This is a genomic window from Pseudomonas sp. P4795, from assembly GCF_048822895.1.
Taxonomy (GTDB): Bacteria; Pseudomonadota; Gammaproteobacteria; order Pseudomonadales; family Pseudomonadaceae; genus Aquipseudomonas.
Genome location: NZ_JBMFBT010000001.1, coordinates 716,175 through 742,559, shown reverse-complemented (window position 1 = coordinate 742,559; position 26,385 = coordinate 716,175). Strand labels below are relative to the sequence as shown.

Annotated in this window: 25 protein-coding genes and 1 tRNA gene; 19 read left to right on the top strand and 7 right to left on the bottom strand. The window is 58.1% G+C overall.

Annotated elements, in window-relative coordinates; genetic code table 11:
• The first annotated feature begins 326 nt into the window (after positions 1-326).
• From thrS to ACOI8A_RS03245, 10 genes are all read left to right on the top strand, one after another.
• Positions 327-2,249, top strand: coding sequence for a threonine--tRNA ligase (gene thrS, locus ACOI8A_RS03290; RefSeq protein WP_420651339.1), 1,923 nt, complete (start codon positions 327-329; stop codon positions 2,247-2,249).
• Positions 2,249-2,800 (top strand): translation initiation factor IF-3, encoded by a 552-nt coding sequence (infC, locus tag ACOI8A_RS03285; RefSeq protein ID WP_176469887.1) that lies wholly within the window; start codon positions 2,249-2,251, stop codon positions 2,798-2,800. The genes thrS and infC overlap by 1 nt, the downstream gene beginning before the upstream one ends.
• 60 nt (positions 2,801-2,860) lie before the next feature.
• Positions 2,861-3,055 carry a 50S ribosomal protein L35 gene (gene rpmI, locus ACOI8A_RS03280; protein ID WP_002553160.1) on the top strand — a complete coding sequence of 65 codons (195 nt, stop codon included), beginning with the start codon at positions 2,861-2,863 and terminating at the stop codon, positions 3,053-3,055.
• 28 nt (positions 3,056-3,083) lie between these two features.
• Positions 3,084-3,440 carry a 50S ribosomal protein L20 gene (gene rplT / locus ACOI8A_RS03275; protein ID WP_007913489.1) on the top strand — a complete coding sequence of 119 codons (357 nt, stop codon included), beginning with the start codon at positions 3,084-3,086 and terminating at the stop codon, positions 3,438-3,440.
• Positions 3,441-3,549: 109 nt separating this feature from the next.
• Positions 3,550-4,566 carry a phenylalanine--tRNA ligase subunit alpha gene (pheS, locus tag ACOI8A_RS03270; RefSeq protein WP_420648665.1) on the top strand — a complete coding sequence of 339 codons (1,017 nt, stop codon included), beginning with the start codon at positions 3,550-3,552 and terminating at the stop codon, positions 4,564-4,566.
• Positions 4,567-4,592: 26 nt separating this feature from the next.
• A complete protein-coding gene (pheT, locus tag ACOI8A_RS03265; RefSeq protein WP_420648664.1) occupies positions 4,593-6,971 on the top strand; it encodes a phenylalanine--tRNA ligase subunit beta in 2,379 nt (792 codons plus the stop codon).
• A 3-nt stretch (positions 6,972-6,974) separates the two neighbouring features.
• A complete protein-coding gene (gene ihfA / locus ACOI8A_RS03260; protein ID WP_002553164.1) occupies positions 6,975-7,277 on the top strand; it encodes an integration host factor subunit alpha in 303 nt (100 codons plus the stop codon).
• The gene (locus ACOI8A_RS03255; protein ID WP_003179985.1) at positions 7,258-7,614 is read left to right on the top strand and encodes a MerR family transcriptional regulator; all 357 of its coding nucleotides are present in this window, start codon (positions 7,258-7,260) and stop codon (positions 7,612-7,614) included. Before ihfA ends, ACOI8A_RS03255 begins: the two co-directional genes overlap by 20 nt.
• Positions 7,615-7,703: 89 nt before the next feature.
• Positions 7,704-7,780 (top strand) — tRNA-Pro (locus ACOI8A_RS03250).
• A gap of 586 nt (positions 7,781-8,366) precedes the next feature.
• Positions 8,367-8,789, top strand: a complete 423-nt coding sequence (locus tag ACOI8A_RS03245) for an RDD family protein (RefSeq protein ID WP_420649584.1) — start codon at positions 8,367-8,369, stop codon at positions 8,787-8,789.
• A 129-nt stretch (positions 8,790-8,918) separates the two neighbouring features.
• On the opposite strand, the gene rtcR is transcribed toward ACOI8A_RS03245, so the two are convergent.
• Positions 8,919-10,520, bottom strand: a complete 1,602-nt coding sequence (rtcR, locus tag ACOI8A_RS03240; protein WP_420649583.1) for an RNA repair transcriptional activator RtcR — start codon at positions 10,518-10,520, stop codon at positions 8,919-8,921.
• A 204-nt stretch (positions 10,521-10,724) separates the two neighbouring features.
• Here rtcR and ACOI8A_RS03235 point away from each other — a divergent pair, with 204 nt between their 5' ends.
• The 5 genes from ACOI8A_RS03235 to ACOI8A_RS03215 all read left to right on the top strand — a co-directional run bounded on the left by ACOI8A_RS03235 (position 10,725) and on the right by ACOI8A_RS03215 (position 16,089).
• Entirely contained in the window at positions 10,725-12,275 is a 1,551-nt protein-coding gene (locus ACOI8A_RS03235) for an RNA-binding protein (protein ID WP_420649582.1), read from the top strand.
• A gap of 244 nt (positions 12,276-12,519) precedes the next feature.
• A complete protein-coding gene (locus tag ACOI8A_RS03230; RefSeq protein ID WP_420651340.1) occupies positions 12,520-13,746 on the top strand; it encodes an RtcB family protein in 1,227 nt (408 codons plus the stop codon).
• A 41-nt stretch (positions 13,747-13,787) separates the two neighbouring features.
• Positions 13,788-14,576 (top strand): nucleotidyltransferase domain-containing protein, encoded by a 789-nt coding sequence (locus ACOI8A_RS03225; RefSeq protein ID WP_420649580.1) that lies wholly within the window; start codon positions 13,788-13,790, stop codon positions 14,574-14,576.
• Between the two features lie 8 nt (positions 14,577-14,584).
• On the top strand, positions 14,585-15,619 hold the full coding sequence (gene rtcA, locus ACOI8A_RS03220; RefSeq protein WP_420649579.1) for an RNA 3'-terminal phosphate cyclase: 1,035 nt from the start codon (positions 14,585-14,587) through the stop codon (positions 15,617-15,619).
• A gap of 140 nt (positions 15,620-15,759) precedes the next feature.
• Positions 15,760-16,089: a hypothetical protein gene (locus ACOI8A_RS03215; protein ID WP_420649578.1), complete on the top strand. Its 330-nt coding sequence runs from the start codon at positions 15,760-15,762 to the stop codon at positions 16,087-16,089.
• A 49-nt stretch (positions 16,090-16,138) separates the two neighbouring features.
• Here the strand turns inward: ACOI8A_RS03215 and ACOI8A_RS03210 are convergent, their stop codons facing one another.
• Positions 16,139-16,558 (bottom strand): VOC family protein, encoded by a 420-nt coding sequence (locus ACOI8A_RS03210; RefSeq protein ID WP_420649577.1) that lies wholly within the window; start codon positions 16,556-16,558, stop codon positions 16,139-16,141.
• Positions 16,559-16,707: 149 nt separating this feature from the next.
• The gene (locus tag ACOI8A_RS03205) at positions 16,708-17,319 is read right to left on the bottom strand and encodes a hypothetical protein (protein ID WP_420649576.1); all 612 of its coding nucleotides are present in this window, start codon (positions 17,317-17,319) and stop codon (positions 16,708-16,710) included.
• Positions 17,320-17,437: 118 nt separating this feature from the next.
• On the opposite strand from ACOI8A_RS03205, the gene ACOI8A_RS03200 reads away from it, so the two are divergent.
• Positions 17,438-19,249 carry an ABC transporter ATP-binding protein gene (locus ACOI8A_RS03200; protein ID WP_420649575.1) on the top strand — a complete coding sequence of 604 codons (1,812 nt, stop codon included), beginning with the start codon at positions 17,438-17,440 and terminating at the stop codon, positions 19,247-19,249.
• On the opposite strand, the gene ACOI8A_RS03195 is transcribed toward ACOI8A_RS03200, so the two are convergent.
• The 3 genes from ACOI8A_RS03195 to ACOI8A_RS03185 all read right to left on the bottom strand — a co-directional run bounded on the left by ACOI8A_RS03195 (position 19,246) and on the right by ACOI8A_RS03185 (position 22,582).
• A complete protein-coding gene (locus ACOI8A_RS03195) occupies positions 19,246-20,190 on the bottom strand; it encodes an alpha/beta hydrolase (protein WP_420649574.1) in 945 nt (314 codons plus the stop codon). The genes ACOI8A_RS03200 and ACOI8A_RS03195 overlap by 4 nt on opposite strands.
• 112 nt (positions 20,191-20,302) lie before the next feature.
• Positions 20,303-21,301, bottom strand: a complete 999-nt coding sequence (locus tag ACOI8A_RS03190) for an NAD(P)H-quinone oxidoreductase (RefSeq protein WP_420649573.1) — start codon at positions 21,299-21,301, stop codon at positions 20,303-20,305.
• 66 nt (positions 21,302-21,367) lie between these two features.
• Entirely contained in the window at positions 21,368-22,582 is a 1,215-nt protein-coding gene (locus ACOI8A_RS03185) for a YbfB/YjiJ family MFS transporter (protein ID WP_420649572.1), read from the bottom strand.
• Positions 22,583-22,693: 111 nt separating this feature from the next.
• On the opposite strand from ACOI8A_RS03185, the gene ACOI8A_RS03180 reads away from it, so the two are divergent.
• The gene (locus ACOI8A_RS03180; protein ID WP_420649571.1) at positions 22,694-23,569 is read left to right on the top strand and encodes a LysR family transcriptional regulator; all 876 of its coding nucleotides are present in this window, start codon (positions 22,694-22,696) and stop codon (positions 23,567-23,569) included.
• Between the two features lie 219 nt (positions 23,570-23,788).
• Positions 23,789-24,439: a hypothetical protein gene (locus tag ACOI8A_RS03175; RefSeq protein WP_420649570.1), complete on the top strand. Its 651-nt coding sequence runs from the start codon at positions 23,789-23,791 to the stop codon at positions 24,437-24,439.
• A gap of 49 nt (positions 24,440-24,488) precedes the next feature.
• Here ACOI8A_RS03175 and ACOI8A_RS03170 read toward each other — a convergent pair whose 3' ends face one another.
• A complete protein-coding gene (locus ACOI8A_RS03170) occupies positions 24,489-25,211 on the bottom strand; it encodes a pirin family protein (protein WP_420649569.1) in 723 nt (240 codons plus the stop codon).
• 212 nt (positions 25,212-25,423) lie between these two features.
• On the opposite strand from ACOI8A_RS03170, the gene ACOI8A_RS03165 reads away from it, so the two are divergent.
• A complete protein-coding gene (locus ACOI8A_RS03165; protein WP_420649568.1) occupies positions 25,424-26,374 on the top strand; it encodes a GlxA family transcriptional regulator in 951 nt (316 codons plus the stop codon).
• Positions 26,375-26,385 lie beyond the last annotated feature (11 nt).

Here is a 26,385-nt window from a genome sequence, read left to right as displayed (position 1 = left end):
AAGGGCCGATCAAGTTCAGCACTGTGGCATAAAACAGATGATTTGCCTTCCAGCAGAAGTCGAGCACATCGGCGACCGTTCATCTGTGCTAGCATGCCCGGCTCGGGCGTTTGCAGGCTCCGGATGACCTTCAGTCCCGGTAGCGGCAACGTACGAAAATCCCGATTTGAATCCCAGTCACTCTGGTTCGGTTTTCCGGTTGGCCGCAAGGCTCCTGCCGCTGTAAGGCAGGCGTTCGTCATTGAATGGCCTGGATCGGATCTTGTACTGGCTCATCCCAACCCACGTGACCTTTGGTAGGGGTCACCACTAGGAGAGGAGGCGCCATGCCAACTATTACTCTTCCCGACGGCAGTCAACGTTCATTCGATCACCCGGTTTCCGTAGCCGAGGTCGCCGCATCCATTGGTGCTGGTCTGGCCAAGGCCACCGTAGCCGGCAAGGTCAATGGGCAATTGGTCGATGCCAGCGACATCATCGACAGCGATGCCACGCTGCAAATCATCACGCCAAAGGATCAAGAGGGGCTGGAGATCATTCGTCACTCTTGCGCCCACCTGGTTGGCCATGCGGTCAAGCAGTTGTACCCGACGGCCAAAATGGTCATCGGTCCGGTCATTGACGAAGGCTTCTATTACGACATCGCCTTCGAACGTCCTTTCACGCCGGACGACATGGCTGCCATTGAGCAGCGCATGCAGCAACTGATCGAAAAAGATTACGACGTGATCAAGAAAGTCACTCCGCGCGCCGAAGTGATTGAAGTGTTCAAGGCCCGTGGCGAAGACTACAAGCTGCGCCTGGTCGAGGACATGCCGAACGAACAGGCCATGGGTCTGTACTATCACGAAGAATACGTCGACATGTGCCGCGGCCCGCACGTGCCGAACACGCGTTTTCTGAAATCCTTCAAACTGACCAAGCTGTCCGGCGCCTACTGGCGTGGCGATGCCAAGAACGAGCAGTTACAGCGCGTTTACGGCACGGCCTGGGCTGACAAGAAACAACTGGCAGCCTATATCCAGCGCATCGAAGAAGCGGAAAAACGCGATCACCGCAAGATCGGCAAGCGTCTGGGCCTGTTCCACACCCAGGAAGAATCCCCGGGCATGGTGTTCTGGCACCCGAACGGCTGGACTCTGTACCAGGTGCTTGAGCAGTACATGCGCAAGGTGCAGCGTGATAACGGCTATCTGGAGATCAAAACTCCTCAGGTCGTTGACCGCAGTCTGTGGGAGAAATCCGGGCACTGGGCCAACTACGCCGACAACATGTTCACCACTCAGTCGGAAAACCGCGACTACGCCATCAAGCCGATGAACTGCCCGTGCCACGTGCAGGTGTTCAACCAAGGCCTGAAGAGCTACCGCGAGTTGCCGATGCGTCTGGCCGAGTTTGGTGCCTGTCACCGTAACGAGCCATCGGGTGCGCTGCACGGCATCATGCGTGTGCGTGCGTTCACTCAGGATGACGCCCACATCTTCTGTACTGAAGAGCAGATGCAGGCTGAGTCCGCTGCGTTCATCAAGCTGACCATGGACGTTTATCGCGACTTCGGCTTCACCGATGTCGAGATGAAACTGTCCACTCGTCCGGAAAAACGCGTTGGCTCCGACGAATTGTGGGATCGCGCCGAAGCTGCACTGGCCGCCGCCCTCGACAGCGCGGGCCTCGCGTACGATCTGCAGCCGGGTGAGGGGGCGTTCTACGGTCCGAAGATCGAGTTCTCGCTCAAAGATTGCCTTGGCCGCGTCTGGCAGTGTGGTACTCTGCAGCTCGATTTTAACCTGCCGATCCGTCTGGGAGCCGAATACGTCTCCGAAGACAACAGTCGCAAGCACCCGGTAATGTTGCACCGGGCGATCCTGGGATCCTTCGAGCGTTTCGTCGGAATCCTGATCGAGCATTACGAGGGCGCGTTCCCTGCGTGGCTTGCTCCGACCCAGGCAGTGATCATGAACATCACTGACAAACAGGCCGATTTTGCCGCCGAGGTTGAAAAAACTCTCAACGAAAGCGGATTTCGTGCCAAGTCTGACTTGAGAAATGAAAAGATCGGCTTTAAAATCCGCGAGCATACTTTGCTCAAGGTCCCCTTTCTCTTGGTTATCGGAGATCGGGAAGTCGAGATGCAGACTGTCGCTGTGCGTACTCGTGAAGGTGCTGACCTGGGCTCGATGCCCGTCGCCCAGTTCGCTGAGTTTCTCGCGCAAGCGGTTTCCCGGCGTGGTCGCCCAGATTCGGAGTAATTACTATTAAGCGTGAAATGAGACAAGATAAACGAGCTGCACCGAAAGCCCCGATCAACGAGAATATCTCGGCACGCGAGGTTCGGTTAATTGGGGCTGAAGGTGAACAGCTTGGGATTGTGTCAATTGAAGACGCGCTTCTTAAGGCTGAAGAGGCCAAACTGGATTTGGTGGAAATTTCCGCCGATGCAGTACCCCCTGTTTGCAAACTGATGGATTACGGCAAATCGATCTTCGAGAAGAAGAAGCAGGTTGCCGCAGCCAAGAAAAACCAGAAGCAGATTCAGGTTAAAGAAATCAAGTTTCGTCCAGGGACGGAGGAAGGGGATTACCAGGTAAAACTGCGCAACCTGGTACGTTTCCTGAGTGATGGGGACAGGGCCAAGGTATCCTTGCGATTCCGCGGCCGTGAGATGGCCCACCAGGAGCTGGGGATGGAACTCCTCAAGCGAGTTGAAGGTGACTTGCTCGAGTACGGTTCGGTCGAACAGCATCCTAAGATGGAAGGACGCCAACTGATCATGGTCATCGCCCCGAAAAAGAAGAAGTAATCATCAGGGCACGGCAGGCCTTCTGATTATGTTTATCAACTGAATGCGGAGTATCCGAACATGCCAAAAATGAAAACGAAAAGTGGTGCTGCTAAGCGGTTTCTGAAAACTGCTAACGGTATCAAGCACAAGCACGCTTTCAAGAGCCACATCCTGACTAAAATGTCGACCAAGCGTAAGCGTCAACTGCGCGGTAGCAGCTTGCTGCATCCGTCTGACGTGGCAAAAGTCGAGCGCATGCTGCGCCTTCGTTAATTTTAGTCAAGAATAGAGGAAGTAACTCATGGCTCGTGTAAAGCGTGGCGTCATTGCCCGTAAGCGTCACAAAAAAATTCTGAAACTTGCTAAAGGCTACTACGGTGCACGTTCGCGCGTATTCCGTGTTGCCAAGCAAGCGGTAATCAAGGCAGGCCAATACGCCTACCGTGACCGTCGTCAGAAAAAACGTCAGTTCCGCGCTCTGTGGATCGCTCGTATCAATGCTGGTGCTCGTGTTAACGGTCTGTCCTACAGCCGTTTCATCGCTGGCCTGAAAAAAGCGTCCATCGAGATCGACCGTAAGGTTCTGGCTGATCTGGCAGTGAACGAAAAAGCGGTGTTTGCCGCGATTGTCGAGAAAGCTAAAGCCACTCTGGCTTAAGTACCCCCGACAATCACCCGGCCTCACTTCCGTGGGGTCAGGTGGTAAACGTCATAAATAGGGGAAGAGCCTTCAAGCTCTTCCCCTATTTTGTATCTGGAGTCTGTACATGGAAAACCTGGATGCGCTGGTCTCTCAAGCACTAGAGGCTGTGCAAAGCGCTGAAGACATCAATGCCCTGGAGCAAATCCGGGTTCATTACCTTGGTAAAAAAGGTGAATTGACTCAGGTGATGAAGACCCTGGGGAATTTGCCGGCAGAAGAGCGCCCACAAGTCGGCGCGCTGATCAACGTTGCCAAGGAGCGTGTTACGGACGTTCTCAATGCGCGCAAGGCACTGTTTGAAGAGGCCGAGCTGGCCGCCAAACTGTCCGCCGAGTCCATTGACGTGTCCCTGCCTGGCCGTGGTCAGACCTCTGGTGGTCTGCATCCGGTAACGCGGACTCTGGAACGCATCGAGCAGTTCTTCACCCATATCGGCTACGGCATTGCCGAAGGCCCTGAGGTCGAAGACGACTATCACAACTTCGAGGCGCTCAACATCCCAGGCCACCACCCGGCCCGGTCGATGCACGACACCTTCTATTTCAATGCGAACATGTTGTTGCGCACCCATACCTCGCCGGTACAGGTCCGCACCATGGAATCGCAGCAGCCGCCGATCCGCATCGTCTGCCCAGGCCGCGTGTATCGCAGCGACTCCGATATCACCCACTCGCCGATGTTCCACCAGGTCGAAGGCCTGCTGGTTGATCGCGACATCAATTTCGCTGACCTGAAAGGTACCATCGAAGAATTCCTGCGGGTGTTCTTCGAAAAAGAACTCGCGGTGCGTTTCCGTCCTTCGTACTTCCCGTTCACCGAGCCATCCGCTGAAGTCGACATGGAATGCGTGATGTGCAGCGGTAAAGGCTGCCGCGTCTGCAAGCAGACTGGATGGCTGGAAGTGATGGGCTGCGGCATGGTGCACCCGAACGTGTTGCGCATGTCCGGCATTGACCCGGAAGAGTTCTCGGGCTTTGCCTTCGGCATGGGCGTTGAGCGTCTGGCCATGCTGCGTTACGGCGTGAATGACTTGCGTCTGTTCTTCGACAACGACTTGCGGTTCCTCGCGCAATTTCGCTAGTCGTAACGAATTTTTAGGAGAGCAGGATGAAATTCAGTGAACAATGGCTGCGCGGCTGGGTTAGCCCGCAGGTAGATCGCGACGCGCTGGTTGCCCGTCTGTCGATGGCCGGTCTTGAGGTCGATAGCGTTACGCTGGCCGCCGGTGTATTCAGTGGCGTAGTGGTCGGCGAGGTGTTGAGCACCGAGCAGCACCCGGATGCCGACAAGTTGCGCGTGTGCCAGGTCAGCAATGGCGCGGAAACTTTCCAGGTCGTATGCGGAGCGCCAAACGTGCGTCCGGGCCTGAAGATTCCGTTCGCCATGATCGGTGCCGAGCTGCCGGGCGACTTCAAAATCAAGAAGGCCAAGCTGCGTGGCGTTGAATCCAACGGCATGCTGTGCTCGCAGTCCGAGCTGCAGGTCGGTGAAGGCAACGACGGTTTGATGGAGCTGCCGGCCGATGCGCCGGTGGGCGAAGATTTCCGGGTTTACCTGGATCTGGAAGACGCCAGCATAGAAGTCGACCTGACCCCGAACCGCGGCGACTGCCTGTCCCTGGCCGGTCTGGCGCGTGAAGTCGGCGCTCTGTACGACGCGGTAGTGACTCGTCCGGTTGTGGTTTCGATCGCTGCAGCGCATGACGAAGTGCGCCCGGTTGAAGTGTTGGCGCCGGCCGCGTGCCCGCGCTACCTTGGCCGTGTCATTCGTAACGTTGACCTGTCCAAGCCTACACCGCTGTGGATGGTCGAGCGTCTGCGCCGTGCCGACGTGCGCAGCATCGACGCTGCTGTCGACATCACCAACTACGTGATGCTTGAGCTTGGTCAGCCGCTACACGCCTTCGATCTCGCCGAAATCAATGGCGGCATTCGTGTGCGCATGGCGGAAGAGGGCGAGAAGCTGGTGCTGCTCGACGGTCAGGAAGTCAGCCTGCGTAGCGATACGCTGGTAATTGCCGACCACACTCGCGCGCTGGCCATCGCCGGTGTAATGGGTGGCGAGCACAGTGGCGTGTCTGCAACGACTCGTGACGTATTCCTGGAAAGTGCCTTCTTTGACCAGATCGCTGTAGCGGGCAAGGCGCGTTCTTACGGTCTGCACACCGATGCTTCGCACCGCTACGAGCGTGGCGTGGATTGGCAACTGGCCCGTGAAGCCATGGAGCGCGCCACCGGCCTGCTGCTGGAAATCACTGGCGGTGAAGCTGGCCCGATCATCGAGACCGTCAGCGAGCAACATCTGCCGTCGATCGCGCCGATCACTCTGCGTGCGCAACGCATCACGCAGATGCTCGGCATGGAAATGGATTCGGCTGAAATCGAGCGTCTGCTCAGTGCTTTGGGTCTGAAGATCTCCGCCGACGGAGCAGGGCAGTGGCGCGTAGAAGTGCCAAGCCATCGCTTCGACATCAGCCTGGAAGTCGATCTGATCGAAGAACTGGCGCGTCTGTACGGTTACAACCGTCTGCCGGTTCGCTATCCGCAAGCGCGTCTGGCGCCACAAGCCAAGGCTGAAGCGCGTAGCGACCTGCCGGAACTGCGTCGTCTGCTGGTAGCTCGTGGTTATCAGGAAGCGATCACCTACAGCTTTATCGATCCGAAGCAATTCGAGCTGTTCAGTCCCGGCGTTGAGCCGCTGTTGTTGGCAAACCCGATCTCTAACGATATGGCCGCCATGCGCTCGTCGTTGTGGCCGGGCCTGGTCAAGTCGTTGCAACACAACCTGAACCGTCAGCAAGATCGCGTCCGTCTGTTCGAAAGTGGTCTGCGTTTTGTCGGTCAACTGGACGGTCTGAAGCAAGAGCCTATGCTCGCTGGTGTAGTTTGCGGTAGCCGTCTGCCGGAAGGCTGGGCGCAAGGTCGCGACACGGTCGATTTCTTCGACGTCAAGGCTGATGTGGAAGCGGTACTCGGTTTCGCTGGTGCGCTGGATGCGTTCACGTTTGTACCGGGCAAACACCCGGCGCTACACCCGGGCCAAACCGCGCGCATCGAGCGCGATGGTCGTGAAGTCGGGTACGTCGGCGCGATTCATCCTGAACTGTCGAAAACTCTGGGGCTTGACCGTCCAGTCTTCGTTTTCGAGCTGGTTCTGGCTGAAGTGGCATCCGGTAAAATGCCTAAATTCCAGGAGTTGTCGCGCTTTCCTGAAGTGCGTCGTGACCTTGCACTGATTGCACACACAGATGTTGCCGCCTCGGCTGTATTGGACGTAATCCTTGAAAATGCAGGCGAATGGCTGACAGACCTCAGGCTATTTGACGTGTATCAGGGTAAAGGTATTGATCCTGATAGAAAAAGCCTTGCAGTCGGCTTGACCTGGCAGCATCCATCGCGCACTCTTAATGACGATGAGGTGAATTCGACGACGCAAAATATCCTCACCTCGCTCGAACAAAGGTTGAACGCCACGTTAAGGAAGTGACGTATGGGGGCTTTGACGAAAGCTGAGATGGCGGAACGTCTGTATGAAGAGCTGGGCCTGAACAAACGGGAAGCCAAGGAATTGGTTGAACTGTTTTTCGAAGAAATCAGGCACGCTCTTGAAGACAACGAGCAGGTCAAATTGTCCGGTTTCGGCAATTTCGACCTTCGGGACAAACGCCAGCGGCCTGGCCGCAACCCGAAAACGGGGGAAGAAATCCCGATCACGGCTCGCCGTGTGGTCACCTTTCGTCCAGGGCAGAAGTTGAAAGCCCGAGTTGAGGCTTATGCTGGAACCAAGTCATAACGACGAACTACCCGTCATCCCGGGCAAACGCTACTTCACCATTGGTGAAGTCAGCGAGCTGTGTGCCGTAAAGCCACACGTGCTGCGCTACTGGGAGCAGGAGTTTCCTCAACTCAACCCCGTCAAACGCCGCGGAAATCGCCGGTATTATCAGCGCCAGGATGTGCTGATGATCCGGCAGATCCGCGCGCTCCTTTACGATCAAGGGTTCACCATCGGCGGTGCGCGGCTGCGCTTGTCCGGCGATGAGGCCAAAGACGACACCACTCAATACAAGCAAATGATTCGGCAGATGATTGCCGAATTGGAAGACGTACTCGTGGTTCTCAAGAAATAATTTTCTGCTTTTGAATCCTTCCAGTTTTCAAAAGCTTGCGCTATATTCTTGAGCGTTCTTCGATATGAAGGGCGAGTTTCACGCCTAGTCGGGGCGTAGCGCAGTCCGGTAGCGCACTAGCATGGGGTGCTAGGGGTCGAGTGTTCGAATCACTCCGTCCCGACCATAATTCCTGAGTAAAATCAGACACTTGAGCCGATCAGATAGATCGGCTTTTTTGTGCCTGCGCAAAACTACCCGGTAGTTTCGCTGATGCTGTTCTTATGTCTTCAGAGGTGCGGGATGAATCGAGGAAAAGCTCAGACTTCCCGAGCCTCATCGCAGACAGGCATCCCTGATTGAGCTTTTACTTGCTCTGGGTTCGTGCATTGGATTTGTTTCTTCGCCGTAGAACCCACCCGCGCAATGCGTGTATAGGGTGGAGTACAGCACCTAGCACGCAAAGCAGCAGGATGATGAACAGCGAGATGAGCGGAATGCTTTCGTGCGAGAACATGGTGGGTTACTCCTGTAGTCACTATGTCGGAACCCGCAGACTAGACGCCTTGAACTGTTTTTGGGATGAATGTATGTTCATTCTGAGGCGTTTGGATTGTGCTACGGCTGCGCGTGTAATTCATTGAATGGAGACCTGAGCATCCAATCGTTGCGAGGAGGGATGGCTAGACCGAACGCTTTTGTCTTTGTCTCGTTAAACATTGCCAGAACCATGCCGATACGCCGGTATCTCATTACTAGCGGAATGACATCACATGGATATCAGCAGCACACCAAGCGAATACCAAAAGCCCAAGAATCTGGCCGGACTAGGTCGTCGCTGGGGAGGGCAGATCATTGACTCGATCGTCACCTTCGCGTTGTTCTTTATCGTCGCGCGGGTATTGGAGTTCGTGGGTGTGCCGGCCAGTCAGGCTGGTCTGGTCGGATTTTGCGTGGGGGTGGCTTATTACCTGTTCTCCGATGCCATGCCGAACGGCCAGAGCATAGGCAAGAAGCTCTTGGGGATGGCGGTGATTGACGAGCGGAGTTACATGGACTGCAACCTCTATCAATCTTTCATGCGCAACATCACGACGCCGTTTCTGAATTTTTTCGACTGGATCTTTATCTTCTTCGGTTCGCGCAAGCGGCTCGGTGACATGCTCGCATCCACGATTGTCATCCGCGCCAAGTAAAGCACAGGCAAAGAAAAGCCCGCGTGGGGCGCGCGGGCTAAAGGGGTTATCAAAGGAGCTGTGTGCACCTTATGCGCGCGGCAGTGAAAAAACTGTGAAAGCCGCAAACCGAGCGCATGAATAAACAGTTCACTGATCCCTGACCTGATTCCACTCAATTCCAAACCGCCCCAGATACTTCCTCAGTCGATCCGCATCATTGGGCTGTGCCTTCGCCTGTCGTGACACCCCGAATAATTTCCTGCCCGCGTCCGACACGCTGTCGGCTTGCTTGCAAACCTCCAGCACTGCCTTCAATTGCAGTCGATCAAACAGGTCCATGCTGCCGGCATCTCCTGGCAAACTTTCCGGGTCAGCTCCCGGCTGCGCCAGCCCCCATGCATAGCGCAACCGAGCGATCTCCTCCTGCACCTGCGCTTCATCGATCCGTCCGCTATCGGCCAGCGTAGCCATGCGCGTGATCGAGGCTGACAGTTCGCGAAAGTTACCCAGCCATGCAGCTTCGCGCGAGCTGGCGAATGCGAGATACAGGCGCCTGGCTTCCAGGTTGAAACGCACCAGTTGGCCCTGTTCACGGGCGTGGCGTTCAAGTTCGAAGTCGATGTTCGGTTCGATGTCTTCGCGGCGTCCAGCGAGACCCGGCAGATCGAAGGTCCACAGGTTGATACGCGCGTAGAGGTCTTCGCGAAACAGCCCTTCGGCAACCCGGCTGCGCAGGTCGCGATGGGTGCCGGCGATAATGAGGAAGTCGCTTTCGACTTCCTTGTCCGAGCCAAGCGGGAAGAAGCGTTTTTCTTCGATGGCCTTGAGCAGCATGGCTTGTTCGTCCGCGCCCAGCTCACCGATTTCATCGAGAAACAGCATGCCACCATCCGCTGCGCGCAGCAGGCCGTCGCGCGCATTTTGTGCGCCGGTGAAGGCGCCTTTGACGTGGCCGAACAGCGCGGACATCGCGCCGTCGCCGCGCAGAGTGGCGCAGTTGACTTCGACGAAGCGGCCCTGCATTTGGTGGCGGCTGCGTTTGAGTTCGTAGATACGTCGGGCGAGGAAGGATTTGCCCGCGCCAGTCGGGCCGATCAGCAGCATCGGCGCTTTCGAGCGCACGGCCACGCGTTCGATTTGTTCGATAGATCGGTTGAATTCGGCATTGCGCGTAGCAATGCCGGACTTGAGAAATTCCAGCCCTTCGAGGCGTTTGCTGGCGAAGCGCGAGGCGATCCGGTCGTAGCGCGACAGGTCGAGGTCGATCAGCGCGTGAGTGCCAATTGCGTGCTCTTCCACGTTGTCGCGGCGTGCAGGTGAGGTCTGAATCAGACGGGCCGGCAGATAGCGCGCTTCGGTCAGCAGGAACCAGCATATCTGCGCAACGTGAGTGCCAGTGGTGATGTGGACCAGATAGTCTTCGCGCTCGGTATCAAAGGTGTAAGCGGTGGTGAAGTCGTGCAACGCGCCGTACACCTCTTCGAAATCCCATGCGTTGCGCAGCACCATCGGATGCAGGCGGACTTCCGTCTGCGGCGAGACCTGGCGAATATCCTCGCTAACCCGCTGGGCAAGACTGACGTCTCGCGCGTCGAGGCCGTGAATCAACTCCAGGCGGTCGATCGCCACGTCGGGCTGCTGGCACAAACCGACAGTGGGTCGCCAATGGTTCCAGCGATTGGCACCCTTGCCGACACGATCAAGGGTTGCTCCGATAAAACCGATGGCGACTGTGCGCTTGCTCGACATGACTATCTCAAAAGATAAATTACGATATTCAATGATAGTCATCGGGCGCGGGATTTGTCTCAGTTGAAATCTCAAAATTCATAAATAAAAATAAAAAACTATATAAATCAACTAGATAAATATTTATTCGCCGCGTTTTCAGGAACTGGCACAGCGTCTGCAATACCTATCGCAACGAACAGGACAACACAGCGAGACGCCACGATGGCCAACCAGAACCTCTTCAACACGCAATCGAACAACCTGCCGGCCTGCGACACTCTGAATGCTTCCGGCGCTACGGCTTATGCCTATACGCCCAAGCATCAGTTGGCCCAACTGGCAGTCACCGGTTGCCTGAACCAGACGTTTTACGCATCCGCCGAGAGTCAGTTGGATCAGGTGCTGCAACTGGTGAAGGAACTGGACAGCCGCTTCGTGGCGAAGGCCGCCATTTACGCCCGTCAACAAGGCCATATGAAAGACATGCCGGCGTTGCTCTTGGCGGCATTGACTGCTCAGCGTTCATCGCTGGTGCCGCAGGTTTTCGAACAAGTAGTGGACAGCGGCAAGATGTTGCGCAATTTCGTGCAGATCCTGCGCAGCGGTGCGACTGGCCGCAAATCCTTGGGTTCGCAGCCCAAGCGTCTGGTGCAGAACTGGCTGAACACCGCGACCGAGCGTCAGTTGTTGCAAGCGTCGATCGGCAACCAGCCATCGCTGGCGGATGTGGTGAAGATGGTTCATCCCAAACCGGCAGAAGCCTGGCGTGCAGCGTTCTTCGCCTGGTTGATTGGCAAACCGGTGGATGTGCAGGCGTTGCCTGAACTGACCCGCAACCTGCTGGCGTTTCGCAGTGGTGCAAGTGATGAAGTGCCGGCGGTGCCGTTTCAACTGCTCGGCAACGAAACGCTGAACAAGGAACAGTGGGCCGCCCAAGCGCGCAACATGGGCTGGCAGGGTCTGCGGATCAACCTGAATACGCTGGCACGTCATGCGGCATTTGAAGTCCCAGGTTGCACCGAGTATGTGGCGGCGCGGCTGGCGGATCCGCAAGAGGTGGCCAAGGCGCGGGTGTATCCATACCAGTTGCTTACGGCCTACCGGATGATCGGCGACGACATCCCGCAGCAAATACGCGAGGCGTTGCAGGACGCGCTGGAACTGTCGCTGGCCAATGTGCCGAAGCTGCAAGGCGCTGTAGTGGTCTGCCCGGATGTCTCGGGTTCGATGGGCAGTCCGGTGACTGGTTATCGCCAGGGCGCAACCACAGCGGTGCGCTGCATCGACGTCGCGGCGCTGATCGCTGCTGCGGTGTTGCGTAAACAGCCGGCCGCGCGAGTCATGCCGTTCGAGGTGGATGTGGTGGATATCACCCTCAACCCTCGTGACAGTGTGATCAGCAACGCGGAAAAACTGGCGAGTATTTTTGGTGGCGGAACCTGCTGCTCGGCGCCGCTGAAGAAGCTGGCGGACAGCAAGGCCAAGGTCGATACGCTGATCATGGTCTCGGACAATGAATCCTGGATCGACTCACGTCGCCAAGGGGCCAGTGAGACGATGCGGCAATGGGAGCGGATCAAGAAGATCAACCCGCAAGCGCGACTGGTATGCATCGATGTGCAACCCGGTTGGGCGACGCCGGCCGCGGATCGCGACGACATCTTGAATGTCGGCGGCTTCAGCGATGCGGTGTTCGATGTGATCGAGCAGTTCACGACCGGGCGTTATGGCGCGCAGCACTGGGTCGAAGCGATTGAGAACTCCGGCGAATGAATTGATTTATCACAGGCACTGAATGCCGACGGGACTACATCCAACGCGTCTCGTCAAACCCTGGTCAGTGCGTGTGACGGCACGAATGCCGATGGCTGTACATCTGAGGCCGGCTAACCCCGGTGCGCGATTACGCGCAACAGTCATCAACCTTTGTCGTGCCACCTATTTGCAGATTTGCCCGGCGAATACCGGGCTGGGAAACAATGCCGAATCATCGGCCAATGAATAAAGAACAGAAATCATGAAAGAACACACTTACCAACTGCTGGAAGTCGCCAACGGCAAGCCGATCAAACTCTGGACCGAAGGCGTCCCGGTGGAAAACGAGGCCCGCGAGCAGTTGAAGAACACGGCGAAGATGCCGTTCATCTTCAAGCACCTCGCGGTGATGCCGGACGTGCATTTGGGCAAAGGCTCGACCATCGGCAGCGTCATCCCGACGGTCGGCGCGATCATTCCGGCGGCAGTCGGCGTCGACATCGGTTGCGGCATTATTGCTGCGCGCACCTCGCTGACTGCCGCCGATCTGCCGGACAACCTGCACGGTCTGCGCAGCGCCATCGAACAAGCGGTGCCGCATGGCCGCAGCTCGCCCCGTTCGCGGCGGGACAAGGGTGCCTGGGATGAGATTCCGCAACAAGCCGATCAGGCCTGGGCGGCGCTGCATCCACGGTTCAAGTTGATTACCGACAAGTCCCCGAAACTGGCCAACACCAATAACCGTGCGCACCTCGGCACCTTGGGCAGCGGCAACCACTTCATCGAAGTGTGCCTGGATGAAGCAAACCGTGTGTGGTTCATGTTGCACAGCGGATCACGCGGGGTCGGTAATGCCATCGGCAACCTGTTCATCCAAATGGCTCAGGCGGATATGCGTCAGCACATTGCCGATCTGCCGGATCGCGATCTGGCGTACTTCGAAGAGGGCAGTCAGCATTTTGATGACTACGTGGAAGCGGTGGGCTGGGCGCAGGATTTTGCCAAACAGAACCGCGCGCTGATGATGCAAGCGGTGATTCAGGCAACACGGCAGATCATCCGCAAACCATTTGACGTAGCGCTGGAGGCGGTCAACTGCCACCACAACTACGTACAGAAAGAGCGGCATTTCGGCGAAGACGTACTGATCACCCGCAAAGGCGCGGTGTCGGCGAAGAAGGGCGAACTGGGGATCATTCCAGGTTCAATGGGCGCGAAAAGTTTCATCGTGCGCGGGTTGGGCAACCCAGAGTCGTTCAACTCTTGCAGCCACGGTGCTGGACGCACGATGAGCCGCACCAAGGCGAAGAATACTTTCACCGTCGAAGATCAGATCCGCGCCACTGCTCACGTCGAATGCCGCAAGGACGCTGCCGTGATCGATGAAATTCCGATGGCCTACAAGGACATCGACAAAGTCATGCACGCCCAGCGCGAGCTGGTGGAAGTGCTGCACACCTTGCGGCAGGTGGTGTGCGTCAAGGGATAACGCGTGCCGGATGGCACGCTTGATGGAAAGGATTAAAGGCAATGAATCTTGAAGAACGCCACCCACTGTGCAGCACGATGCGCGCGCGGGTGCTGGAAGAGTTGGAACGCATAGAGCGCGAGCGCAATGTCAGCGTGCTGTATGCGTGCGAATCGGGTAGCCGGGCCTGGGGCTTCGCCTCCACCGACAGTGACTACGATGTGCGATTTGTTTATGTGGAAAAGCCCGACTGGTTCGTTCAGGTCGACACGCCACGGGATGTGATCGAGCGGCCGCTGGACGATGAACTCGACGTCAGTGGCTGGGAGCTGCGCAAAACCCTCGGGCTGTTGCGCAAATCCAATCCGACGTTGCTGGAGTGGCTCGATTCGCCGTTGGTCTATCGCAGCGAGACAGCTGCGGTTGCGCAATTGCGGGCACTGGCTGAGGCGTTCTACAGCCCGCCGGCCGCGCGTAATCACTATCTGTCGATGGCGAAAAAGAACTTTCGCGGCTACCTGCAAGGCGACAGCGTGCGCTACAAGAAGTACTTCTATGTACTTCGGCCGCTGCTGGCGGTGCGCTGGATCGATCAGGGCCGTGGCCGGCCGCCGATGACGTTTGCCGATCTGCTGAGCACCGTCGATGACCGCGCGTTGCTCGATGAAGTCGACGAACTGCTTGCACTCAAACGCAATGCCGACGAGAGCGCCTATGGGCCACGTCGTCCGGCCTTGCACGCGTTCATCGCGGCTGAACTTGAACGCGCCGTTCCGCATTTGAACAGAACACAGGAAGACTCGCGTCAGCTTGATCGCTACCTCAGGAAAATGGTCGGGCAGTACGCATAAGGATCGAAATGAAACAGGAAGTGATTGAACTGGACGGCGCCATCGGCGGCGGACAGGTATTACGCAGCGCCTTGAGCCTGTCGATGGTGACGGGACGGGCATTTCGCATCAAACAGATTCGCGCCAAACGCAGTCGACCGGGACTGTTGCGCCAACACCTGACGGCAGTGATGGCTGCGGCCGATGTGTGTGGTGCCAAGGTTGAGGGCGCGCAATTGGGCTCGATGCAATTGAACTTCGAACCCGGGCCGATTCGCGGCGGCGAGTATCAGTTTGCGATTGGCACGGCCGGGAGTTGCACGCTGGTTTTGCAGACCTTGTTGCCTGCTTTGTTGCAGGCGCCGCACGCCAGTCGAGTGCGGATCTCTGGGGGTACGCATAATCCGTTGGCGCCGCCGGCGGATTTCCTCAGCAACAGTTGGTTGCCGTTGTTACGACGCATGGGCGCCGATGTCGATCTGCAGTTGCTGCGCCACGGTTTTGTCCCGGCGGGCGGTGGCGAGATCGAAGCCACGGTGCAGCCGTCGCAACTGCAGCCGCTGAATCTGTGTGAACGCGGTGTGCTGCTGTCGCAACGGGCGTCGGCGCTCACAGCCGGGCTGGCCCCGACAGTTGCAGCGCGTGAGCTGGATCGGGTGGCCAGGCGTTTGAGCATGCCGGCGCAAAATCTCATCCACGTCTGCCTCGATGCGGGGCGTGGACCGGGTAATGTGCTGCTGCTGGAGTATGCGTTCGAGCATGTCTCGGAGATATTCAGCGCGTTTGGTCAGGTTTCATTACGCGCGGAAACGGTGGCCGATGCCGCTATCAACCAGGCGGCAGACTGGTTGCGCAGCGGTACAGCGGTTGCCGAGCACCTCGCCGATCAGTTGCTGTTGCCGATGGTGCTGGCGGGTGGCGGATCGTTCACCACGCCAAGGTTGACCGAGCATTTGCAAAGCAACATCGCGGTGATCGAGCGTTTCATGCCGGTCAGCATCGAGTGTCGCGAGGAGGGCGCAGACCGCTTGCGGGTCGAAGTACGCAGCAGTTGTTCTGCCTGACGGGACGGTGTGATTTCTCATGAAATCGCACTGTCCCTTTTTTTGCCTGAAAAAAATCGCCGCAATGCGGCAAACTGCTGGCCCCCTAACGTTCCGCGTCCCGGCAAAATCGCCTTTTTTCAAAAGGTTAGGCTGGCTATATGCGGACGACTGTCATAACCGTTGCAATGCTTTCGCTGGCTGTATTTTCGCTGAGCGCCCACGCTCGAGAACTCGATAAGAGACACCGATTTGCCTGTACCTGGGGCGCGGACATTGCGGCCGGCGCACAGCAAGCCAAGCTCTCGGGCGTGTCCTTGTATGGCGCTCGCAAGCGTCTGCAAGTGCGTAAGTTTCAGCAGCCGTGGATGCGCATGACCGCCATGGGCATCACCGAGCAAACTTACGACAGCAGTTCGCGGCTGAAACCGGCGGAGGTCAGGCAGACCTATTACGAACAATGCGTCAGGCATGAACTTGCGCAGCGATAAACACCAAGCCCAACCTGAACCGGTTGGGCTTTTTCATGGGTAGCGCAAACTACGCTGATTTGTCGCTGTCGCAATTGACCATCCACGCCACGCCAAAACGATCCGCCAGCATGCCGAAGCGCGCGGCCCAGAAAGTAGCTTCCAGCGGCATGTCGATGCGACCGTTCTCGGCCAGTGCGTTAAACACCCGCTCGGCCTCGGCGATGCTGTCGACGTTGAGCGAAATCGAGCAGCCGCTCATGCCTTGGGTCGGGCGGTCGGGGGTGGTGTCCGAGGCCATAAGCATCTGATCGCCAACCATCAGGCAGGCGTGGATGATCAGGTGATGGTGTTCTTTGGGCACGTGTTCAGCAGCGGGTGACTCGCCAAACGGCATCATCGCTTCGAGTTTGCCTTGCAGGCATTGCTGATAAAACGTGAAAGCTTCGCGGCACTCGCCGTTGAAGATCAGGTACGGGTTGATTTTCATGTTGCTGCTCCCGGCAGTCAGGCGCGGAGAGGGCGGTGGTTCGCTGGGCTCCGCTATGGGCTGTTAAAACATAGCAGAGCATTTGACGGCGGGATTGGCAGTGTTTATCCAGATGTTTTTTGCATGGGTATGGCCCGGATTATCAGCAGTCAGTCGACAAATACGCGTTCATCGTCGCTGTCACCCAGACAGATGGTCAGTTGCATGCCGTTCTTATCGAAGGCGCAATGCGGCAGGGACCTGTGCTGGGCGATTTTGACCGGTACGCCTATGAAGATCAGCGCCAGCAGTGCCGCCACCGCAAATTTGCCGACCAACTTCAAGCGCGATAGTGGTTTTTGCGTGCTGCGTTTTTTCAGCCAGGCGCGCAAATAGAAGCCTGCGAGAAACATCGCCACGCCGATCAACATTGCGACAACGATTCCTTTCTGGCTGGTGCTGTAAATCACCTGTTCTGCGTTGTCCGGATACATCACCAGCCACCCGATGCTGATGCCGGTTTGCACCGCGCCTGCGGCCATGCATGCGACTGTTGATCCTGGCAGTCGCACCAGCATCGCGATCAGCAAGCCCAGCGCCGTGATCATCCAGGCACTGGCATACATTTGTCCGCCCATGCCACCCATCAAGGTGCCGCCGACGTCGGTGGGTGTGAGCAGCAGCCAGTCATAAAAAGCCAGGTGCAGCACCAGTACGGTTACGCTGAGCCAGCAGATGGGGTAGTAAAGCCAGAGGAGATTGGGGCGGGATAACACACTCATTCCTTTTCGTGATGTTTTTGCGGGCGCCAGTATGCCGTGGCTGCACTAAGGTGTGAAATTCAATTCCCGGGCCGGAGTACCATGGCGCCAATCCGCTTTCTACCGAGTCCGATGCCCTATGCCCGCTCTGTCACGCTTCACCACGCTGCTCGGTCAGGCCAGCCGCGCCCTGCAATTGGTCTGGGGCACGTCGCGCGCGTTGTTTCTCGGCCTGGTGCTGGCGACGTTGGTCGCCGGGGTACTACCGGCACTGGCGGCGTGGCTGGGGCAGCGAATTGTTGATGCGGTGGTCGCGGCGATGCAGTTGCACGCGCAGCAGGGCAGCGCGCCGTTGTGGCCGGTGTTGCGTTATGTGCTGCTAGAGGCGGGGGTGCTGGCGTTGCTGTCTGGGACGCAGCGGGCATTGTCGGTGCAGCAATCGCTGCTGCGAGTGCAACTGGGGCAGAAGGTCAACACGCTGATTCTGGAGAAGGCGCAGACCCTGTCGCTGGTGCAGTTCGAGAACTCGGAGTTCTACGACAAGCTGGTGCGGGTGCGGCGAGAGGCTTCTACCCGGCCGTTGGCGTTGGTGATGAAGTCGCTGGGGCTGGTGCAGAACTTGATTATGTTGATCAGCTTCGGCGTGCTGCTGGTGCACTTTTCGCCCTGGGCGCTGCTGTTGCTGGTGGTTGGCGCGCTGCCGGTATTTTTCGCCGAGGCGCATTTCTCCGGTGATGCCTTTCGCTTGTTCACTCGACGTGCGCCGGAGAGCCGCCAGCAAAACTACATCGAAACCTTGCTCTCGCATGAGGCCTATATAAAAGAGGTCAAACTGTTCGGTTTCGCGCAGCTGCTTTTACAGCGTTACCGCGACACCTTCACTCGGCTGTATGCCGAAGACCGCAACCTGACGTTGCGCCGCGACGGCTGGGGTTTTGTCCTTGGTCTGCTGGGTACGGCTGCGTTTTACCTGGCCTACGCGTGGGTGGTGATCGACGCGATACACGGTGAGCTCAGTCTCGGGCAAATGACCATGTACCTGGTGCTGTTCAAGCAAGGACAGAGCGCAGTCAGCAGCAGCCTGAGCGCAATCAGCGGTCTGTACGAGGACGGCCTGTACCTGTTGAGTCTTTATGATTACCTCGCCGAACCGGTACTGGCAGACAGCGGTCATCTCACCGAGGGTGCGCTGCCGGGCGACGGGCTGCGTTTGCACAATGTCGGGTTCCGCTACCCCGGCGCCAGTCGTGCGGCGCTGGAAGGCATTGACCTGCATCTGGTGCCCGGTCGCAGTCTGGCGCTGGTGGGCGAGAACGGTTCAGGCAAGACCACGCTGATCAAGTTGCTGACCCGACTGTACCGTCCCGATCAAGGCGTGATTCTGCTCGATGGCAGCGATCTGCAGGACTGGGAAGAAACCGCTTTGCGTCGCCGCATCGGTGTGATCTTCCAGGATTACATCCGCTATCAATTCACCGTCGGGGAAAACATTGGCGTCGGCGACACCCTGGCGTTCAACGATGAACAGCGCTGGAAAGACGCTGCCGCCGAGGGCATGGCCGCGCCATTCATTGAAGGGCTGGATCGCGGTTACGCCACGCAACTGGGGCGCTGGTTTGCCGGTGGCCAGGAATTGTCCGGCGGGCAGTGGCAGAAAATCGCCCTGTCCCGAGCCTACATGCGTCGCGACGCCGATATTCTGATTCTCGACGAACCAACCTCGGCCCTTGATCCTGCGGCAGAAGCCGCAGTGTTCGAACATTTCAGCCAGAACACCGAAGCACGCATGACGCTGCTGATCTCCCATCGTTTTTCGAGCGTGCGCAATGCCGATCACATCATCGTGCTTGCGCAGGGGCGGATTCTGGAGCAGGGCGCTCACCAAGGCTTGATCAGCGCCGGTGGACACTACGCGCAGCTTTTCGATCTACAGGCTCGCGGTTACCGCTAGGTATCCCGCGCACTGCGCCCAACAGCCGGCCCCGCGACCCGCGGCGCGGGTTTGGTCTGCATCAGTGCATCGATGGCCTTGCGATAATTCCGCCCACCCAGCGCCATGCTGTTGTTGTGTGTCCCGCCGGGCACCAGCAACAGGCGCTTCGGCTGTTGTGCGGCAGCGAACAGTTGCTCGCTGAAGCGCGGCGGCACGAATGCGTCGGCCAAACCATGCACCACTAATAGCGGCATATGAATGTCGGCGATCTTGTCGATGGAATCGAATTTCTGCGACAGCAACCAGCGCACCGGCAGTGAAGTGTTAGCCACCGATGCCGCGACATCCGCCAGCGTGGTGAAAGTCGATTCAATGACCAGACCGCGTACTGGCAGCGGGGTATGCTCGCGCACTGCTCTCTGTCCAAGTTCAGCAGCCAGATCGACTGCCACGGCACCACCCAGCGAGTGTCCGTAAATCAAGCGTTTGGCCGGGTCCGGTTGCAGCAGTTTGAAACGTTCCCATGCCACCCGAGCATCTTCGTACACCGTGCTTTCAGACGGCAGATCACCGTGACTTTTGCCGAACCCGCGATAGTCGATGGCCAACACCGAATAGCCCGCCGCGCGCAATTGCTCGATACGGAACAACTGCCCGGTGAGATTCCAGCGTACCCCGTGCAAATACAGAATCGCCGGGGCGTTGGGTCGTTCCGCCGGCCACCACCACGCATGAATGCTTTGCCCGGCCTTGAAGCTCTTCGGTTGCAGATCAAGTTCCTGAACGCTGCCGGGCAGGCCGTGATACCAACCGGCATTGCCCGGTTCGATGCGGAACAGCAATTTGCGCTCAGTGTGTTCCAGCACGGCACAACTTGCCGGCACGCCGATAATCAACGCGGCCATGCAAGCAAACGCCAGACGGCGGCGTCGGAGTCGGGTCATGAAGGCAAGCAACATTAAACGTTTCACCACGGTGCGGACAAAGAACGCTTTGTATCAGAAGCCCAAGCCTGTGCGTGACATTTTCGACCACCGTGCGCCCGCAACAATTACAAAATGCTGCGGCAGCTCAATCGACCTTCAGCACGATCTTGCCGATATGGTCGCCGGCCTCCATGTGCGCATGGGCCTGGGCTGCGTCTGTCAGCGCGTAGACCTTGTCGATGATCGGCAAGCAGCGTCCGCCAGCCAATGCGGGCCAGACGTGCTCGCGTAGCTGATCGGCGATGGCAGCTTTTTCCGCAGCGCTTCGTGCCCTTAAAAGTGAACCGGTGATGACCGCCCGTTTGGCCATGATCGCCAGCAGATCAACGTCGTTGGCCTTGGCGCCGCCGAGGAAACCGAGCATCACCAGGCGTCCGTCCATCGCGAGCGCGCTGACGTTACTGTTGAGGTACGAGCCGCCCATGATGTCGAGGATTGCATTCACGCCACGGCCATCAGTTTTCTCGGCAATGACGCTGGCGAAATCCTGTTCGCGATAGTTGATTGCCTCGCCACCCAATTCACGGATTGCAGCGCACTTGTCGGCACTGCCAGCAGTGGCGAAAGCCTGGATACCGAATTCGCGGCAGAGCATCAAAGCGGTGGTGCCAATGCCACTGGTGCCGCCGTGGATCAGCGCGCGCTGGCCTTTGTTGGCGCCACCGAGGCCGAACAGATTGGCCCACACCGTGAAGAAGGTTTCCGGAATCGCGGCCGCCTGTACCCAGTCCAGCCCTTCAGGAATCGGCAACGTCTGGCCTGCCGGGACAGCGCAGTATTCGGCGTAACCACCGCCGTTGGTCAGCGCGCAAACTCGGTCACCGACTACGAACGCGGTTACGCCAGTACCGAGAGCCACCACTTCACCCGCCACTTCAAGGCCGGGGATCGGATTCATGCCCGGTTTCATCGGATATTTGCCGGCGCGTTGCAGAGCATCCGGACGATTGATGCCAGCGGCATGTACGCGAATCAACACTTCGCCATCGCCAGCCACTGGCAGCGGCACGCGTTGCGGTTGCAGAACTTCCGGGCCACCGGGTTCGGTGATTTCAACTAGGGTCATTTCTGTAGGCAGGGTCATTTTCGATTCCTCTGGAGCAATTGATCGTTCGTAGATGGGAACGTGATCGGGCGTTAATGATTCCCGTCAATTCACGCAGCAACGCTGTTCGGTTCTTGCGGGCAGTAATTTCATGGCTTGCTCAAGCAACAGCGCTACCACGATTGCGCCAGCGGCGATCATGAACAGCAGCGCGTGCTGGCCGCCACTGGCATTGAACAGCGCCGAGTAGGCAAATCCGGCCAGCGCCTGGAACGTGGCGAACGACACGGTGGCGCGACTCCAGGCGACCTGCTGGCGCTTATGCTCCGGCACCAGTTCATGCACTCGCGCCAAGGCCAGTGGCACGATGCCCGGCGGGAACGAGCCGAGGATCACCGCCAGCAACGCCAGGGCGAGGAACGAGTGAGATATCGCCAGCAAACCGAGGGCAATCGCCTGTACCACCAGCACCAGTCGAATGCCGGTTCGCGCACCGAGGTGGTCAGCCAGAAAGCCGTAACTCACCGGGCCGACAATCGCCCCCAGACCGTACATGACCCAGATCAGCGCCCCGACATGCGCCCCGGCACCGAGGCCGCGCGCCACGTAATCCACGAGGAACACCATGGCCGGCACCAGACCTGCGGCCATGAAAGCGTATTGCGCAAACAACAGGTAAACAGCCGGCGGTGTCGACTTGCCGGATTTGGCATCTGCCTCGCTGGCCGCGACATGCGGCAGATCCGCCGGCCAGCCGAACCAGCTCAGCGCCGTCAGCAACACCGACAGTGCGCCCAGGCCCAGCCAGGTCGCTTGCAGGCCCAGACTCAGCAGTGGCGGCACCAGCGTGCCGGAACCGGCGATTCCCAGGCCGATGCCGAGAAAAATCGCCCCGCTAGCCAGGCCTTTACGCGCCGCCGGCACATGCGGCAGTACCGTCGCGACCAACACCATGATTGCGCCGCCAGCGATCCCCGACAGCAAACGCCAGCCGAAATACCAGCTCACCGACACCGGGAAGGCGCAGGCAAAAAATGCCAGCGTCACTGCGATCATCATCAGCCGCAGAGCATTCTTGTTGCTCAGGCGACGGGCCATCGGCCGGCCGAGCAGCGCACCGATCAGATAACCGACCAGATTCGCCGCGCCGAGATAGACCACATCGTGGGCGGAAAACCATTGCGCCTCAATTAACGCGGGAATCAGCGGTGTGTAGGCGAAACGCGCGAGACCAATGCTGACCAGGCTGGCACAGAGTCCGGCGAAGATTGGCAGCCAGATACCCGAGGGCGTGCTGTCGAGCGAGGAAGATGTGCGCATGATTGCGCTCCTGTGGGAGGTTTATGGCGTGCAGCTTATCGGTTATGGTTGCTGCATTCGCGCAGCGATTGCGCGTCAATCCGATGCAAATCTGCATCATCGGGAGGCTGGATGAACTGGGATGATGCGCGGGTGTTTCTCGCAGTCTGTCGCGAGTCGACGTTGCGCGGCGCCGCGCGCGTGCTGGGTGTGGATCAGGCGACAGTCGGACGGCGCGTAATGGCGCTGGAAAAGTCTCTTGCTGCAACCTTGTTCCTGCGCACTTCCGACGGTTACGCGCTTACAGCGCTCGGTGAAGCAGCGCTCAAAGCAGTGGAAAAAATGGAGCATTCAGCGCTGGAGCTGGAACGGCAGATCCAGGGTCTGGATGATCGCCTGACCGGCAATGTGCGGGTCAGCACCACCGATTCCATGGCCATCGATTTCCTGATCCCGGCCATCGCCCGTTTGCATCTGCAGCATCCTGACGTACGCGTGCAACTCGATGCCTCGACGCAAATGCTCAACCTGGCCAAGCGCGAAGCGGACATCGCAGTGCGCAATACGCGTCCCGACAACCCTGACCTGATCGCCCGACGTATCGCACGCTGGCCGGTGGGGTTGTTCGCCTCGCAGGCCTACGTCGACGCCCATGGTGAACCCTCGCCAGGCAGCGCGTTCGAGGGACACGATCTGGTGGTTTATCAGCCCTATTTTCAGTCGCATAAGGACATGACGCTGGTATCTGAACCGATCACCCGTGGGCGGATCGTCGCCAGCCTGAGTTCAAGTCTGTTGGTGCGCCGCTCGATTGCTGCTGGTCTCGGTGTAGGAGAAATCCCTGTCTACATGGGCGAACGCGACGGTCTCGTGAGGCTCTGGCCGCAACGCACGCGGCCGCTGCCTTACGAAGTATGGTTGGTGACCCATGCAGATTTACGCCATACGGCGCGGGTGAGGGCGGTGATCGAGCAGATTGTCGAGGCGTTTGCGTCGGAGAATGAATAGATAAATCAAATCCATGTAGGACGGCTACAGCGACCGGCGATATTGCCTACATCCGTACCAGAATCCGCTGGCTTGTGAGTTTTTCAGCCGGGTTCTATCGTTGTTCAAACCTTGGGTGAGCAGGTAGAGCGCTGCAAGGGGATCAATCAGGGAAGCATTGATAAGCGCAGGGGTGGGGAATTGATTGCAAGGGAAATCAGCCAATTTCAAGAATGTGACATGGCCAGCAAAACCGGTGGTAACGAGTCTATGAACTACGTAACGCGAGACGAATTCAGCGCCAGGATCGAGCTCATCGAGACCCGAATCGATGCCCGGATCGAGTCCATGTCTTCGAAGATTGACGGGTTTCTGATTGATCAGGCAACCCGAGACAAGGCTCGGGAGGAAACCGAAGCCCGCCAGGAGAATCTCCGACGAGAGCAGGAGCGTTCTCAAGAAGAACTGCGACTTGCGCGAGAACGCTATCTGGAAGAGCTCCGGCAGGAGCGCGAGGCGGCTCGACTGGAAAGTGACAAAAAGATCGAAGCAGCCCGGTTAGAGCGAGAAAAATCGCAGGAAAAAATCCTCATTGCGCAGGAAAAGGCTCATCTGGAGCGCGACAAACGCTATGAATTGCTTGGCAATCGAATGGACAAATCCATCGAGAGACTGGATGAAGCCATGGAGAAAATTTCGAGTATCAAGCCGCACTACTGGGCAGCGACTACAGTTCAGTTTCTCGGGATGATTGCCATACTCGTCGGCTGTTTCTACGCCAATCAAGCCAACGTGCTCGTCACGATGCAGACGACCCTTGCGATGATTCAATCGGTGAAAGAGGGCGGCGTTCCGGCGCTGACAGCTCCGACTGCAATCATCGAACAATAAAAAACGGCCCTCAATGAAGGCCGTTTTTTGTGGGCGATGCAAACACGCCTCATGGCATTTCGGGCAGCTCTTGCGGGCGCAGGTCGAACACCAGTACTTCGGCGTCCACGCCATTGCTCAAGGTCAGCATCTGTTCTTCGCGAACCCGTACGCCGTCACCTTCCTGCAACTGCACGCCGTTCAATTCGACGCTGCCACGGGCTACATGCACGTACGCATAACGATTGGCTGGCAATTTCAGCGTGGCGCTTTCCTGGCCATCGAACAGCCCGGCGTACACTCGTGCATCCTGGCGCACTTTCAGCGAACCGTTGTTGCCCTCCGGCGAGATGATCAGTTGCAGACGACCGCGTTTTTTCTGCGCGCTGAAGTGCTCCTGCTGGTAGCGTGGCTTGGCGCCGCTGACATCCGGCACGATCCAGATTTGCAGGAAGTGCACCGGTTTGCTCGCCGAGTGGTTGAATTCGCTGTGCGCCACGCCGCTGCCGGCGCTCATCAGTTGCACGTCGCCCGGGCGGATCACCGAGCCAGTGCCCAAGGTATCCTTGTGTTCCAATGCACCTTCGAGCACGTAGGAGAAAATCTCCATGTCGCGATGCGGGTGCTGGCCGAAACCTTTGCCGGCGGCGACGCGGTCGTCGTTGATCACCAGCAGATCGGAGAAACCCTGCTCCCGCGGGTCGCGGTAGCTGGCGAAAGAAAAGGTGTGGAAAGACTTCAACCAGCCATGATTGGCCAGACCACGGTCAGAAGCTTTGCGAAGGGTCAGCATGATGAAATCTCCTTTCAGGACGTTGATTCGTCCGAGTGAGGAGAAGCTTACTGGTTACCGTCAGATGCAATAAGTAGATGAAAATTGAAATACTGTCCTGTTCAGGTTGACAGTTTCGTGGGCCAGTTCACGCAAATTCCTGGGCCGGCCTTGATGTTCGTCGCCATAATGCTGCGTTTATATCAGTTCGTCGATTTCAGTGATGGATTCCCATGAAAACCGTGGCAATGGTGTTGTTCCCCGATTTCTTACTGCTGGATATGGCAGGGCCAATGGAGGTCTTTTCAGTCGCCAATCGCTACCTCAAACCCGAATGCCACTATCAGTTGACAACGCTCGGCACTGAGCGCGGTGCGCTGCGCGCGTCCAACGGCGTAATGGTCCATACCGACCGCCATATCGAGGATGCCAGCGCAGCTTATGACTTGCTGCTGGTACCCGGCGGCCCGGGTGCCTACAACGAAAAACATCCACCGCTGCTCGCCTGGCTCAAAGGTGCGGTCAAACGCGCCGAGCGCTACGGCTCAATCTGCACCGGCGCCTTCGTGCTCGGGCATGCCGGGTTGCTGGATGGCTATCGCGTGACCACCCACTGGAATTACACCGAACGGCTGACCAAGGGCTTTCCACAGGCGAAAGTCGCGACCGATCAGATCTACGTCGAGGATCGCAACCTGATCACTTCCGGCGGGGTAACGGCCGGCATCGATATGGCCTTGGCCGTGGTCGCCGGCGATCACGGCAAAAAACTCGCACAGGACGTGGCCAAAGTGTTGTTGGTGGTGATGAAACGTCAGGGCGGGCAGGCACAGTTCAGTCCGTTGATGGCCGCAGTAGCACCACACGAAACGCCGATCACCCGCGTACAGAATCATGTGCTGGAGCATCTCGACGAAGCCTTCAGCGTCGAGCGCATGGCCGGGCTGGCGAACATGAGCGCGCGGCACTTCGCGCGGATGTTCACCCGTGAAGTGAACATGACGCCGATGGATTTTCTGCAAAGTGCGCGCATTGACTGCGCACGCAATCTGCTCGAAACCAGCGATCTGCCGCTGAAAACCGTGGCCTACAAAAGTGGTTTCGGCAGCGTTCGGCACATGCGCATTTTGTTCGGTGAAAAGCTCGGCCTTACCCCTGCGCAGTACCGCGAACAGTTCAGCTAGAGCGCTTCTGT

Coding starts and splice junctions, on each gene's coding strand:
- thrS (WP_420651339.1), top strand. CDS start 327: ATGCCAACTATTACTCTTCCCGACGGCAGTCAACGTTCATTCGATCAC.
- rpmI (WP_002553160.1), top strand. CDS start 2,861: ATGCCAAAAATGAAAACGAAAAGTGGTGCTGCTAAGCGGTTTCTGAAA.
- rplT (WP_007913489.1), top strand. CDS start 3,084: ATGGCTCGTGTAAAGCGTGGCGTCATTGCCCGTAAGCGTCACAAAAAA.
- pheS (WP_420648665.1), top strand. CDS start 3,550: ATGGAAAACCTGGATGCGCTGGTCTCTCAAGCACTAGAGGCTGTGCAA.
- pheT (WP_420648664.1), top strand. CDS start 4,593: ATGAAATTCAGTGAACAATGGCTGCGCGGCTGGGTTAGCCCGCAGGTA.
- ihfA (WP_002553164.1), top strand. CDS start 6,975: ATGGGGGCTTTGACGAAAGCTGAGATGGCGGAACGTCTGTATGAAGAG.
- ACOI8A_RS03255 (WP_003179985.1), top strand. CDS start 7,258: ATGCTGGAACCAAGTCATAACGACGAACTACCCGTCATCCCGGGCAAA.
- ACOI8A_RS03245 (WP_420649584.1), top strand. CDS start 8,367: ATGGATATCAGCAGCACACCAAGCGAATACCAAAAGCCCAAGAATCTG.
- rtcR (WP_420649583.1), bottom strand. CDS start 10,520: ATGTCGAGCAAGCGCACAGTCGCCATCGGTTTTATCGGAGCAACCCTT.
- ACOI8A_RS03235 (WP_420649582.1), top strand. CDS start 10,725: ATGGCCAACCAGAACCTCTTCAACACGCAATCGAACAACCTGCCGGCC.
- ACOI8A_RS03230 (WP_420651340.1), top strand. CDS start 12,520: ATGAAAGAACACACTTACCAACTGCTGGAAGTCGCCAACGGCAAGCCG.
- ACOI8A_RS03225 (WP_420649580.1), top strand. CDS start 13,788: ATGAATCTTGAAGAACGCCACCCACTGTGCAGCACGATGCGCGCGCGG.
- rtcA (WP_420649579.1), top strand. CDS start 14,585: ATGAAACAGGAAGTGATTGAACTGGACGGCGCCATCGGCGGCGGACAG.
- ACOI8A_RS03215 (WP_420649578.1), top strand. CDS start 15,760: ATGCGGACGACTGTCATAACCGTTGCAATGCTTTCGCTGGCTGTATTT.
- ACOI8A_RS03210 (WP_420649577.1), bottom strand. CDS start 16,558: ATGAAAATCAACCCGTACCTGATCTTCAACGGCGAGTGCCGCGAAGCT.
- ACOI8A_RS03205 (WP_420649576.1), bottom strand. CDS start 17,319: ATGAGTGTGTTATCCCGCCCCAATCTCCTCTGGCTTTACTACCCCATC.
- ACOI8A_RS03200 (WP_420649575.1), top strand. CDS start 17,438: ATGCCCGCTCTGTCACGCTTCACCACGCTGCTCGGTCAGGCCAGCCGC.
- ACOI8A_RS03195 (WP_420649574.1), bottom strand. CDS start 20,190: ATGTTGCTTGCCTTCATGACCCGACTCCGACGCCGCCGTCTGGCGTTT.
- ACOI8A_RS03190 (WP_420649573.1), bottom strand. CDS start 21,301: ATGACCCTGCCTACAGAAATGACCCTAGTTGAAATCACCGAACCCGGT.
- ACOI8A_RS03185 (WP_420649572.1), bottom strand. CDS start 22,582: ATGCGCACATCTTCCTCGCTCGACAGCACGCCCTCGGGTATCTGGCTG.
- ACOI8A_RS03180 (WP_420649571.1), top strand. CDS start 22,694: ATGAACTGGGATGATGCGCGGGTGTTTCTCGCAGTCTGTCGCGAGTCG.
- ACOI8A_RS03175 (WP_420649570.1), top strand. CDS start 23,789: ATGGCCAGCAAAACCGGTGGTAACGAGTCTATGAACTACGTAACGCGA.
- ACOI8A_RS03170 (WP_420649569.1), bottom strand. CDS start 25,211: ATGCTGACCCTTCGCAAAGCTTCTGACCGTGGTCTGGCCAATCATGGC.
- ACOI8A_RS03165 (WP_420649568.1), top strand. CDS start 25,424: ATGAAAACCGTGGCAATGGTGTTGTTCCCCGATTTCTTACTGCTGGAT.